Origin of the sequence: Bacillus sp. NPDC094106, from assembly GCF_044764345.1 — a bacterium.
Lineage (GTDB): Bacteria > Bacillota > Bacilli > Bacillales > Bacillaceae_G > Bacillus_A.
In genome coordinates this window covers 165,016-177,508 of the sequence record NZ_JBIWHY010000007.1, presented here as the reverse complement: position 1 = coordinate 177,508, position 12,493 = coordinate 165,016, and the positions used below count along the sequence as shown (strand labels likewise).

Sequence of the window (12,493 nt, the reverse complement as noted above, 5' to 3'; positions counted from 1 at the left end):
AAACTTAGGAGAGAAAATATGAAAGAAAAAGAACGTTTAATTATCGAAATGGCAATGAAGTTATTTGCGAATAAAGGTGTGAACGCAACATCGGTACAAGAGATTGTAACAGCTTGTGGCATATCAAAAGGAGCGTTTTATTTATATTTCAAGTCGAAAGATGAATTATTATTAGCGATACTTCGATATTATTATGACAAAATCCAAAAGAAGATGATGGCTATTGATGGAGAATCGTTACTACCACGTGAAAAGTTTGAAAAAAAATTATACTGTCAATTTAATGATGTGCAAAAACATAAGGAATTCATTATTATGCATGCACGGGAAAATGCAATTCCATTCAATAAAGAAGTAGAAGTATTTATGATGAAAATGAAGTTAGAATCACATGCATTTTACCGAAATAGTTTACTATCTATTTATGGTGAAAAAGTTATTCCATATTTATTAGATCTTGTAATTATGGTAGAGGGAATATGCGGAGGATATTTAGAACTAATTATTTTAAATACAATAGAGATTAATTTATCTCATGTTTCTACATTTATTCTAAAGAGAATAGATGATCTTGTAGAAGGACTTGTGAACTCTTCCGATGTACCTGTTTTACATGAAGAAAAGTTAGGAAAACTTTTTTGTAGTTCAGAGCTTATTAAGGAGCAAGCGAAGGAACATTTTTTACAAGAAATTATTACGTTCAAACGCACGCTAGCAGATCAATTAGAAAATGATGAATTGTTAGTTACACTAGATGTTTTGGAAGCTGAAATGAGGTTACCAAATCCAAGGATTCCAGTTATTCAAGGGATGCTGGCAAATTTAAAATCTTATGATGATTTGAAGGATTTTCGGTTGAGGTTAGCAGGGTACTATCATATAAAAGTTACGTGAGATGGATATATGTATCTATAATAAGAAAAAGGTGGATCGTAGTGGATCCACCTTTTTTATTAGTTACTAGATTGTGCCCATTCTTCCACGTTCCAAACTTTTGTTATCCAATCTTCATAGAAATCTGGTTCATGACATACAAGAAGAATTGTTCCTTTATATGCTTTTAAAGCCTTTTTTAACTCTTCTTTGGCCGTAACATCAAGGTGATTTGTCGGCTCATCGAATAGTATCCAGTTGCTTTCTTCACCCATTAATTTACATAGGCGGACTTTTGCTTGCTCTCCACCACTTAATTGACTTAATGGACGAGAAATGTGCTCGTTTTTCAAACCACATCGTGCTAACATTGCACGAACTTGGTGCTGATCTAAATGTGGGAATGTATTCCATACATCATCGATTGGCGTTAAGTTTTCAGCTTTTACTTCTTGTTCAAAGTATGCTGGTTCTAAGAAATCACCAAGGATTGTTTTCCCGCTTAACGGTTTAATCTTACCTAGAATCGTTTTTAATAATGTTGATTTACCAACACCATTACATCCAACAATTGCAATTTTTTCACCGCGTTCAATTGTCATTGTTAGCTTAGGTAGTAATGGATGTGTATAGCCGATTTCTACGTCTTCACCTTCAAAGACAAAGCGGCTACTTGCACGACATTCTTTGAAAGAGAACTCTGGTTTAATCGCTGTTTCTGGGCGATCAATACGTTCCATACGATCAAGCTGTTTTTGACGACTCTTTGCACGACCTGTTGTTGAATAGCGCGCTTTATTTTTTGAAATGAAGTCTTCTTGTTTTTTTATGAATTCTTGTTGTTTTTGATAAGCATTCAAATGTTGATTTTTATTCATCTCAGCTAGTTCTAAAAATTTCTCATATGTCGCTGTGTAACGTGTCATTTTTGAAAATTCTAGATGGAAGATCACATCAACACATTTGTTCATAAATTCCGTATCATGAGAAATTAAAAGGAATGCATGTGGATACTCTTTTAAATAGTTTGTTAACCACTGAATATGTTCAACGTCTAAATAGTTGGTAGGCTCATCTAGTAATAGTACTTCTGGTTGCTCAAGTAATAGCTTTGCAAGCAATACCTTTGTACGTTGTCCACCACTTAATGCAGAAACATCACGGTCTAAACCAATTGCATCAATTCCAAGACCACGTGCTGCTTCTTCAATTTTAATATCTAGTAAGTAGAAGCCACCTGCTTCAAGCGCATCTTGTATTTCTGCCATTTGGTCTAGAAGCTCTTCTAATTCTTCTGGCGTAGCCGTACCCATTTTTTCTGTAATGATATTTAATTCTTTTTCTTTCTCGAATAAAGGTAAGAAGGCATCTGTTAAGACGTCACGAATTGTTCTTCCAGCTGTTAAAATTGTATGTTGATCTAAATATCCGTAATGTGTACCAGGTGTCCATTCTACACGCCCGTCGTCATGAATAAGTTGTCCAGTAATAATATTCATAAATGTTGATTTACCAACGCCATTTGCACCTACTAAGCCAACATGTTCTCCAGCTAATAAACGTAATGATACGTCTTTAAATAATGTGCGGTCACCAAATGTATGACCTAAGTTTTCGACTGTTAATAAGCTCATAATGTCCTCCGTCCATTTCAAAATAGTATCTTGAATCATGATACTAAATTCTTGGGTATAATGCTATCCTTTCGAAATGTATATTTTTACAAGAAGAGGGTTGCATATTTTCGGAAAAGGAATATAATGTAATTGAACAATGGTTAATTAAATGGAGAGGTATAAGAAATGTCGCCAAGAAGAGCAGTTAAACAAGAGCTAACAAGAGAAATGATTATAAATGCAGCGAGAGGTTTATTTATAAAACAAGGATATCAGCACACTTCAATGCGTAAGATTGCAGCAGAACTAGGATATAGTCATGGCTCAATTTATTATCATTTTAAAAATAAAGCAGAGCTTTTTTATGCAATGGTTGAACAAGATTTTCAACTATTAAATCAAAAATTAGATGAGATCATTGATCAAAAATTACCAAGAGAAGAACAATTAAAAGCAGTTTTATTTGGATTTATTGAATTTGGTCTACAAAATCAAAGTTATTATGAAATCATGTTTTTAATTAAGGATGACGAATTAAAAGAGTGTTTAGCAGATGGGCCGAATGTTAGTTATGAGAAGTTTGCTACTGTTGTAGCTTCTTTATGTAATGGAAGTATACATGTCATGACAATATGGTCTGTTTTTTTATCATTACATGGATTTGTGGCACATTATTGTGGAAGTGGTCAAATATTTGAAGACGTACAAGAATTAGCTAAAGCACATGTGGATTTTATTGCAAAATCGCTTCTTATGTAAGTGATTTTCTTTTTAATATTAATTGAACACCGGTTAATTAAAAGGGGGATACTATGATGAAAAAGGCTTTAGTATTGGGTGCATCTGGGGCAATGGGATATGCAATTACAAAGGAGTTATGTAATCAAGGAATTGAAGTGGTCGCTTTTGCGAGAAATAGGAAGAGGCTAGAAAATTTGTTTTGTGAGGAAGAAAACATACAAATAGTAGTAGGGGATATATTCAAGCAAGCGGATGTAATGGATGCTGCTAAAGATGTCGATGTTATCTTTCATGCTGTAAATATACCGTATACAGATTGGGAAATAAAACAGCCGAAGTTATTACAGAATGTATTAGACGTAACAAAACACTATGGTGTGAAATTAGCGATAGTAGATAATATTTATGCGTATGGAAGACAAAACCGAGAGAAGGTAACAGAAGAGACTGAAAAGAATCCGCACACAAAGAAGGGGAAAATCCGTTTAAATCTTGAGTTGATGGCAAAGCAAGCTGGTGTATCAGTACTCATTGCCCATTTTCCAGATTTTTATGGGCCAAATGCGGAAAGTACGCTTATTCACCATACGTTGCAAAATGTTCTGGAAAATAAAGTATCTAGTTTTGTTGGGGACAAGGGGCTTGCAAGGGAGTATATTTACACACCAGATGGAGCGAAAGCTATTGTTAAATTGGCATTACGTGATGATGCATATGGACAGAATTGGAATGTACCCGGTTGTGGTTTGATTACAGGAGAAGAGATGATTCAACATATAAGGGGATTAACAGGATATACAAAATCGATAATGACTGTGAAAAAAGGGATGATCAGGTTAATAGGCTTATTTGATAAGCAGATGAAGGAATTTGTGGAGATGTTATATTTAACAGAGGAACCAGTTGTACTGAGCGGTGAAAAATATGAGAGATATATTGGGGAGGTACCGAAAACTTCGTATTATGATGGATTAAAGGAAACGATTTTGCATATGAAGAGAAATGGTATGTAGAGAAAGAGTTTGGACATATTTTATTATAGTAAAAAAGTTACTTCTACATCAGGTAGAAGTAACTTTTTTGATATTAAGCCTTTTGTTTCACTTTACTGACTTTCTTCTCAGCTACAATAAAATGTGGTCTACGTTTTGTCTCGTAGTAGATACGTCCAATATACTCACCAATGACACCTAGGAAAATGAGCTGGATACCACCGATGAATAATATAGCGGAAATTAAAGTGAAGTACCCAGGTACATCAATTCCACTGATGATAATTTGTATAAATGTAGTGATTACATATAAAATCCCGACAAGTGTAGTTAGTAATCCAAGGTATATAGATAGGCGTAATGGTTTATTATTAAAGGAAATAACGCCGTCTATTCCGTAATTTAATAGTTTTGAAAAAGTCCACTTACTCTCTCCATCAGGGCGTAGCACATTTTCATATTCGATAATTAGCTCTTTAAATCCGATCCATGAAAATAAGCCTTTCGAGAAGCGATTGTATTCACTTAAAGATAGTAATGCATCAACGGCTTGTCTGCTTAAAAGTCTAAAATCACCGATGCCATCCACTAATTCAATATCAACAAACTTATTCATAACTTTGTAGTATAAACGAGAGATGACAGAACGTACAGGAGAATCACCTGTTCTCGTTCTCTTTGCAATAACTTGGTCATACCCTTCATTATAACCATCTAACATTTCTTTTATTAGAGAAGGCGGGTGTTGTAGGTCAGCATCCATGATAACAACTGCATCGCCTGTAGCATACTTTAGACCTGCTAGCATTGCAGCCTCTTTTCCAAAGTTTCTGCTAAACGATATATAATGTACAGCTGAATCCGAATTTGCTAAATCTCGTAGAATATCTAATGTACTGTCTTTACTGCCATCATTAACAAAAACAAATTCATAATCGGTAGTTAATTTATGGATTTCAAGAGAAGCCTCTGAGTAAAAAGCTCGAAGTACTTTTTCTTCATTGTAACAGGGTACTACTATTGAAAAAACCATCTTTGAACCTCCTTGTTTGTAATGGTTTATAGCAGTGATATAAATAGTGTGTCTTGTTATATTAGGTTCTGCCTTATGATTAGATAAAGGGAGAACCTAAATTTGTTTCATGTGCGTTTATTTTTTCTGAAAAAACATAAGTCTTGTATCTCTATTTTTATTTTCGAAAAATAGTAAAGTTAGGCAGATGATTAATGAAATGATAGATATAACCATACCCAATTTGAAGTAAGGTGTGACATAATTCATTTCAATTACATGAGCCCCTTTTTGAATTGGAACACCGATAAATGTAGAGTTTGCCTTCGTAAACTCTGTCTCTTTCCCATCTACCTTTATAGTCCAACCTTTACTATATGGTACTGATAGGTATAGTAATCCATCTTTGTTCGAGTTAACTTCACCTTTTAAATAGTTATTCTTATAAGAAATATTTTGGAGTCTATTCTCAGTTAATTTTTTTGTCTTTTCTTGGATATTTTCATAATTCACAATGTTTGCTTGTACGTCTTGTAACTCATATACACCTGGCCCAGGAATTGCATCACGAATAGAAATAGTTAATTCGTTAGGGCGATCATTTTTCCCTAAATTGTAAACGAACCTTTCCAATGGATATGAATATACACCAGTGTCAGTTCCTTTATACATATCTTTTCCATTAACAATGGCATGGAAGGAACCTTTATTTTTAATTTTTAATTCCACAATCAAGTCTCCTGGAATATTAGGAGGATCAATAGGTACGATTATACGTCCATCGTCATGAACAGTAAGCATATTGTTATTTTTTTCGATATTTTCGAACTTCATTTGCTCTCTTTTAATAGGTACTGGTTTAGAATCAAGTGTTTTTGTATCAAAGTGAGTTAATGAAAAATCCTTAATATTATCAACGACTACAGCATCTAATAATAGCTGATCCCTTTGAGCAAAGTTTAATTTAGAAAACTCCTCATCGCTTATACCTGATTGGTATACATATCCTAGTGGTAACGCATATTCGTTTTTGTAAATATTATAAGGACCTACTTGTTTTAATAGTTTATAGCCATAAGGAATGTTTGTCTGATCAGTATCTACACTTAATACGTAATACTTTACGCCTAACATGTTTTCAAGAAATAGTCGATGATCTAATTGGAAGAACATAGAAGGCGTATCGATTCCTTGAAAGACATTATATTTATTTTTCATAAAGTCATGAACATTAAAATTAATTAAGCTATGATAGGCACTTGTACCATGATATCCCTGAAGCATCGGTGTATTACGAATGCTATTTGGGTTAATAATGCGATAAAAGTCTTTATCATGATCTTGTATATAACGAATAGCAGCAATTTCATCGTTATTATCATATCCAGATGCATGTAGGGATTCCTCTGTAACATTTCGCTGTCCAAAAGCTTTGCTAAGTACATCTTCAGCATACATGTAATTGATAAAGATTATATTAACAAGGACATTTATAACAATTAAAAATTGTATGAAAATTTTAGATAAATAGCGCCATAGACATATTGTAAGAATAGAAATTAAGATGACACTTATCAACATGTTGTCAACTTCGTTTAAAGGTTGCTCGTTTATGTTTACTTTTCTGTTGAATGCATAGATGAATAAGCCAGTAGCTAATATCGTGCTTATTACATATGCAATTTTATTCTCTTTTTTATGAAGGAACATCCAATCTAAAATGTATGCAACTGCTTGGGCAACCACAAACGCAAATAAATAAAACCAGCGATATTGCATGGCAGAAAAGCCATTAAATACAGAATATGTATACGGAAGCATGTAAAGGACAAGCATAAAGAATGTAAATAATACCTTATTCAATACTAATTTATCACGTATAAATAGTCCGATCCCAATTAAGAATAAAATCAAGACAGGAAAAGCTAGTTGATAGTATTCCGCATTATTTATGAAGAAAATACTTTCCATTAAATTTTTATAAAAGGTATCTTCAAAGAATAAAGGAATATCAAATTTCTTTGATAGCCTATCGGCACTAAATACAGCATTTACAGACGGAAGAAAGCAAACAGCTGCTAGACCAAGCGATAATCCGTATAAAAAGGCAATCTTAATATAATAAGTCAGAAAAGATACTATAGTTTTATTTTGCTGTGTAGCAAAGTATTGAAAAAATGCATACATATAAATGAAAATACTTGTTATAAAAGCAAAGTAAAAGTTTGATGCTAGCATGAAAGCGGTAGCAAATAAGAATAGCCCTTTTTTTCTTTCTAGAATATATCTATCGAGCCCCCAGATTACTAATGGTAGAAAAACGATAGCATCTGCCATGAAATCCCAAAGCAGAGAGTGACGAATAAAAGTAATACAGCCGCCGTATATAACAGCAGCAATAAAAGATGAAAATACTGTTTTATTGTGATAACGCAAAGAGCCATACATAAAGAGCATTGCCAAAAAGCCTTTTAAAATACTCATGTATAATTTCAAATCATAAATTTGTTCAATATTTAATTTTGGGAGAAGTAATGTAATCCAAAAGAATGGGGCCGTACTATAGTAATAGCTGAATTCACCGAATAAATCTCCGCCTAATCCATAGTCCCAAGACCAAAAGAAATTCCCATCTTTAAATGCATGTTGCAGGAGAAAAGTAAAAAAACCAAATTGGGATAATGCATCCCCTGAACTAGAGAATATTTGATCTGATGTTAAAAAGAAGTAATGAAAAACAAAAGCACATAATAGTAATAATGGAACGATAATAAGAGTGCTTCTGTTGAAAAAGGTCTTATTATTGTGCTCTAAATCCATGGAATTCGTAAACCTCCTCTAAATAAGTAGTTGCGTATCCTATACAAATTATGTAAAAACATACCGTTGATGAAAAGGTGTGTTTTTTAGTTTTAGACATAAAAAAATACATTTTTCCCTTTATCGTATATATTTTACAATCATTGGTTTACATGGATTGCTCGTCTCTCAGTATAATCATTCCAAAAAAGTAAGTCAATTTAGCTTAGAAGGTAAAAGAACTTTTACGGATAGCTTATCTTACACGTATTTTTTTGTTGCTGCAATTTGAGCCGTAAATAGCGAAATGAATTACAAGTTATAAAAAAACTCCAAGTTCTTCTTCACAGTAATGAATGCGAAAAAGAACTTGAAGCTTAAGCTTTTTTACTAGCTAACTTTTTATTTACAAATCCTAAAATTAATCCACGTATTTGCGGATCAATTGCGAGACCAATAATACCGTATAGTACACCAGTAAGCGTTAAAGCAACTAGTGGTGGTAGGCTGATAAATACCGTACGATAAATACCGTAACTAATTACAAATGCTATGGTATTAAATATAACCCCTTTAAATAATAGTTGGAATCCTTTATGAACAAATAAAGTAAACCCTAATAATAAAGTAACTTCTGTAAGGACGGCAGCAACAGCAGCACCCATCATTCCGAATTTGCTACCTAATACGATATAGCTGATTACGGCAACAACTAAACCAATTGTCATTGTTGTCGTACGTTTCCACTGTTGGCCAATCGTTGTTAAATTGTCAGCAAGTGGATAGTTGATGGATTGCAAAATAACCATAAAGGCTAAAATAGCAAGAGCGTCACCTGCTGGTGCGTATTTTTCTCCTAATAAAGTAACAATCCAAAAGCTTGGATCAGCGATAAATGGAATAGAAATTCCCATTCCTAAGAAAGACATAAGCTTTAATTCAAAATGTGATAATTTTCTATGCTCATCAATATTTTTTTCATTTCCAAAAGCGAATAGTTTTGGGTAAAAGGCAGCTGCAATTACACCAGGTATTTGATAAAGTACTGCTGGGATTTTCGATGCAGCTCCAAAGAATCCAACTTGCTTTAATGTTGAAACCTTCTCTAATATAATTGGACCTAATTGCGGTAAGAGCATAATGATGATTCCATTGATTGTGAAAACAAGTAATTGATCTAAAATACCTCTATCCCAACCTTTATGAATGGTTGTATAGCGGATTACCATTATAAATGCGATAAGTCCTGTTACAAGGCTTGATATCCCATACATGGCTGCAACCATCATAAGTGACCATTTAAAGGACATTCCTAGTAAAAGAGCGGCAGCAGCTGTTAAACCTTGTAATACAGAGATGATAGCAGAGAATTGCATACGTTCTGTTACTTGGAAGTAAGCCATTCCGACGCCTTGTAAAGTTGCTCCGAACATTGTTGGTAACACGACCCAATATACCATTGCACGTAAATAAGCATCGGTATAGAAAAACTGTGCAAAAATAGCAAAGAGTACAGAAATCACGACAGCTAATACTAAACGGACGCGTAAATAGCTACTTATTAATTCGCTAATACTAGCACCTTGTTTCGTTCCTTCGCGCATAAAGGTATGTGTTAAACCTGCATCTGTAAAATAACAGATAACAGCTGAAACAGCTAATGCGGTTGTAAACATACCATAATCTGTTGGTGAAACATATCTCGCAAAGAGAATCGTAGCAATAGCGAGTACAAATTTAACGATAATATTTCCTACAAAGAGATAGGAAGCGTTTTTAAGGATTTTATTTGTTTTCATCGAAAATACCTTTCTATTCTTCAGGACATAGCTCGTCCTATTTGTAAGAGCGATTTATTTACAAAAAAGAATGTTTAGAATCATATTTTTTGTTTAAGAAAACATAAATTTAATTCGAACGAACCAAAGCATTGCATATAATTTTTTGCTTCGTTTTCCGTTTTTAGAATAAATCTTACGGCAATATTTCTTTAAGTCTTTTTTAATTAAGTTAATCTGTGATTTGTCTAATTTTGAATTCTCTTTAATATAGATACAGGCATTATTAATGACTGTATATGGAAATAGATAGGTCTCAAGAATTTGGATAAGCTCTTCAGAATCTGTTGTTATCAAATCTTGAGATTTCTGATGAACCCAGTCTTTCATCCGATTGAATACTTCTAATTCCTTTGTTGTTTTTAATTCATAATCTTTATATTTAGAAGAAAGATTTCCTTCTGATAAGATTCGATAATATGTTAAGTATTCATCTACATAGCATACTTGTGTTACACTCATCAGTTTAAATAAGAATTCTAAGTCTTCTCCCCAACTGCAACCAGGTGTAAAGCGAATGTCATGATCCATGACAATAGAGCGTTTAAAAATCCATGTGCTTGTTTGCGCAACAACTTGATGTGTTAAGAAAGCCTTTGTCATATCGCCTTTAATAAAGTTTGTTGTATGCTCAACTTTTTCTCCATTTTCTTCGTAGAAGTTCATATAACCGCAATAACAAGCATTCATATTGTTTTTATGCATGCTTTCAACTTGTTTTTCTATTTTTGTTGGATGCCATAAATCATCACTATCAAGAAAAGCAACATACTCACCACTAGCATTTTCAATTCCTGTATTACGAGCAACAGATACACCTTGATTTTTCTGATGAACGTATTTCACTTGCTCCGGATATTTTGTCTGAAGTTCTTTTACAATAGAAGTTGATTGATCTTTACTTCCATCATCTACAATTACAATTTCAATGTTTTTATATGTTTGATCTAATATCGATTGCATCGTTTCTTCAATATATTTCTCCGCATTATACAGCGGGATAACAACAGAAACGAGTTGTTTTTGGTCCATCATAGCATTTTATCTCCTCTAGTTTTTTATGTTTTGTATCATATATACAAGTCTTTTTTAAAGGACGACGATTACAAGAACATCTGTATAAGTTTACCGCATATAAACTTTGTAAATCAACTTTCTATCATAATTCTTCTCATGAAAAAATGGAAATTATATAACAAAATAGGTTATAATGACAAGAAATATGTAAATATTTCCAACCGGAATAATAAATCTAACAATAAATAGATTATATAAAAAGGGAGGAAAGCCTGAAATGTTACGTAAGTATATTCAAAGGTATGAATGGGTTTTATTAAGCATTATCTTAGTTATCGGTCTAGTATTTCGGCTAATGACCTTAAATACATATGGTGTAGATTTAACACTTGGTAGTGATGATTTAATGTATCAAAACAATGCAGTTAATCTATTAGAAACGGGTATGTTAACTTATCATGATCCGACAAAACCAACTATTCATATTATGCCGGGACAAGTATTTTTGTTAGCAGGTATATTCTTTATATTTGGACACGGTAGTTTAGGTGTTTTATGTGCAAAATTAGTCATGATAGCTTTTGGTATCTTAAGCATCTATATGACTTATAAGATTGGTACATATATTTTAAATCCAGCAGTGGGGTTAATTGCTGCATTGTTATTAGCGTTATACCCTCCCGAAGTGATAGTGGAGAATTTAACATTAACTGAAAGTCCATTTTTATTTCTTTCACTTGGATTGTTATACTGGAGTTTAAAATTAGCAGATACCCATTCAATGAAAGACTTCTATATTGTTTTATTATTCTACTTTGTAACGTTATATTTCAGAGTACAAATCGCTTTATATCCAATTCTTCTATTTGTATATCTTTTAATGAAACGTTATCCATTCCGCCTTATGATAAAACAGGCCCTTATTAGTGTAATGCTATTATTTGTTGTGCTTGGTCCTTGGTGGGCACGTAATTATATTCAATTTCACAAGTTTATTCCACTTACAGCAGGTGCAGGGAATCCGTTATTACTTGGTACATATCAAGGGGAAGGATATCCAGGTGGAAAGAGCATGGAGGAAATTGATGCAGAGATTCATGCGAAGTATCCAAATATAGAAGCACATGAATTGATGGAAAAGCAACAAGAAATAGCGATGGCCCGTATTAAGGAATGGTGGCATACAGATAAACGCTCAATGATAAAAAGTTATTTAGTTTTAAAGCCACAAATTTTCTGGGAAAAGGCATTCTATTATCCAGGCACTCCAATAAGTATTTTTAATATATCCGGAGAGGATATGAAGAATATTTATGAACCAATCAAGACTGGCTTCATAGTTTGCTCCATACTGGCATTTACTTTGTTCTGGAGAAGATGGAGAGAGTATTCATTCTTATGGATGATTGTTCTATTCCAAACTTACTTTAATTGTTTATACTTTGCATATGAGCGTTATACGTTACCATTGATGCCAATGTTATTTATAATGATAGGGGCAGGTATTGTGGTAACTGTAATGAAAGTAAGTGAACTCTTGTTTAAAAAAGAGATAGTTTTGAAAGGCTAATAGAAAAAAACGCCTTGATTCCTTCGCGGAAAATC

Annotated in this window: 10 protein-coding genes; 5 read left to right on the top strand and 5 right to left on the bottom strand. The window is 33.1% G+C overall.

The features are described 5' to 3' along the window. The first annotated feature begins 18 nt into the window (after positions 1-18). Positions 19-894 (top strand): TetR/AcrR family transcriptional regulator, encoded by an 876-nt coding sequence (locus ACIQ7L_RS12995; protein WP_400569646.1) that lies wholly within the window; start codon positions 19-21, stop codon positions 892-894. A 59-nt stretch (positions 895-953) separates the two neighbouring features. Here ACIQ7L_RS12995 and ACIQ7L_RS12990 read toward each other — a convergent pair whose 3' ends face one another. Next, entirely contained in the window at positions 954-2,546 is a 1,593-nt protein-coding gene (locus tag ACIQ7L_RS12990) for an ABC-F family ATP-binding cassette domain-containing protein (protein ID WP_097894465.1), read from the bottom strand. Positions 2,547-2,675: 129 nt separating this feature from the next. Here ACIQ7L_RS12990 and ACIQ7L_RS12985 point away from each other — a divergent pair, with 129 nt between their 5' ends. After that, a complete protein-coding gene (locus ACIQ7L_RS12985) occupies positions 2,676-3,248 on the top strand; it encodes a TetR/AcrR family transcriptional regulator (RefSeq protein WP_400569644.1) in 573 nt (190 codons plus the stop codon). A gap of 56 nt (positions 3,249-3,304) precedes the next feature. Beyond that, complete coding sequence (locus ACIQ7L_RS12980) at positions 3,305-4,243, top strand: SDR family NAD(P)-dependent oxidoreductase (protein ID WP_400569642.1); 939 nt, start codon at positions 3,305-3,307, stop codon at positions 4,241-4,243. 73 nt (positions 4,244-4,316) lie between these two features. On the opposite strand, the gene ACIQ7L_RS12975 is transcribed toward ACIQ7L_RS12980, so the two are convergent. The 4 genes from ACIQ7L_RS12975 to ACIQ7L_RS12960 all read right to left on the bottom strand — a co-directional run bounded on the left by ACIQ7L_RS12975 (position 4,317) and on the right by ACIQ7L_RS12960 (position 10,906). After that, the gene (locus ACIQ7L_RS12975; RefSeq protein ID WP_400569640.1) at positions 4,317-5,255 is read right to left on the bottom strand and encodes a glycosyltransferase family 2 protein; all 939 of its coding nucleotides are present in this window, start codon (positions 5,253-5,255) and stop codon (positions 4,317-4,319) included. 117 nt (positions 5,256-5,372) lie between these two features. After that, a complete protein-coding gene (locus ACIQ7L_RS12970) occupies positions 5,373-8,054 on the bottom strand; it encodes a YfhO family protein (RefSeq protein ID WP_400569638.1) in 2,682 nt (893 codons plus the stop codon). Positions 8,055-8,410: 356 nt separating this feature from the next. Beyond that, positions 8,411-9,832 carry an oligosaccharide flippase family protein gene (locus tag ACIQ7L_RS12965; protein ID WP_400569636.1) on the bottom strand — a complete coding sequence of 474 codons (1,422 nt, stop codon included), beginning with the start codon at positions 9,830-9,832 and terminating at the stop codon, positions 8,411-8,413. Positions 9,833-9,925: 93 nt separating this feature from the next. Then, positions 9,926-10,906 carry a glycosyltransferase family 2 protein gene (locus tag ACIQ7L_RS12960; protein ID WP_400569634.1) on the bottom strand — a complete coding sequence of 327 codons (981 nt, stop codon included), beginning with the start codon at positions 10,904-10,906 and terminating at the stop codon, positions 9,926-9,928. On the opposite strand from ACIQ7L_RS12960, the gene ACIQ7L_RS12955 reads away from it, so the two are divergent. Both ACIQ7L_RS12955 and ACIQ7L_RS12950 read left to right on the top strand, forming a co-directional pair. Beyond that, positions 10,829-11,137, top strand: a complete 309-nt coding sequence (locus ACIQ7L_RS12955) for a primase-like DNA-binding domain-containing protein (RefSeq protein WP_400569632.1) — start codon at positions 10,829-10,831, stop codon at positions 11,135-11,137. The genes ACIQ7L_RS12960 and ACIQ7L_RS12955 overlap by 78 nt on opposite strands. Positions 11,138-11,165: 28 nt before the next feature. Further along, positions 11,166-12,458, top strand: a complete 1,293-nt coding sequence (locus ACIQ7L_RS12950) for a glycosyltransferase family 39 protein (RefSeq protein WP_400569630.1) — start codon at positions 11,166-11,168, stop codon at positions 12,456-12,458. Positions 12,459-12,493: the final 35 nt, after the last annotated feature.

Bases quoted from the DNA above. Each gene is read 5' to 3' on its own strand.
- ACIQ7L_RS12995 (WP_400569646.1), top strand. From the start codon at position 19: ATGAAAGAAAAAGAACGTTTAATTATCGAAATGGCAATGAAGTTATTT.
- ACIQ7L_RS12990 (WP_097894465.1), bottom strand. From the start codon at position 2,546: ATGATTCAAGATACTATTTTGAAATGGACGGAGGACATTATGAGCTTA.
- ACIQ7L_RS12985 (WP_400569644.1), top strand. From the start codon at position 2,676: ATGTCGCCAAGAAGAGCAGTTAAACAAGAGCTAACAAGAGAAATGATT.
- ACIQ7L_RS12980 (WP_400569642.1), top strand. From the start codon at position 3,305: ATGAAAAAGGCTTTAGTATTGGGTGCATCTGGGGCAATGGGATATGCA.
- ACIQ7L_RS12975 (WP_400569640.1), bottom strand. From the start codon at position 5,255: ATGGTTTTTTCAATAGTAGTACCCTGTTACAATGAAGAAAAAGTACTT.
- ACIQ7L_RS12970 (WP_400569638.1), bottom strand. From the start codon at position 8,054: ATGGATTTAGAGCACAATAATAAGACCTTTTTCAACAGAAGCACTCTT.
- ACIQ7L_RS12965 (WP_400569636.1), bottom strand. From the start codon at position 9,832: ATGAAAACAAATAAAATCCTTAAAAACGCTTCCTATCTCTTTGTAGGA.
- ACIQ7L_RS12960 (WP_400569634.1), bottom strand. From the start codon at position 10,906: ATGATGGACCAAAAACAACTCGTTTCTGTTGTTATCCCGCTGTATAAT.
- ACIQ7L_RS12950 (WP_400569630.1), top strand. From the start codon at position 11,166: ATGTTACGTAAGTATATTCAAAGGTATGAATGGGTTTTATTAAGCATT.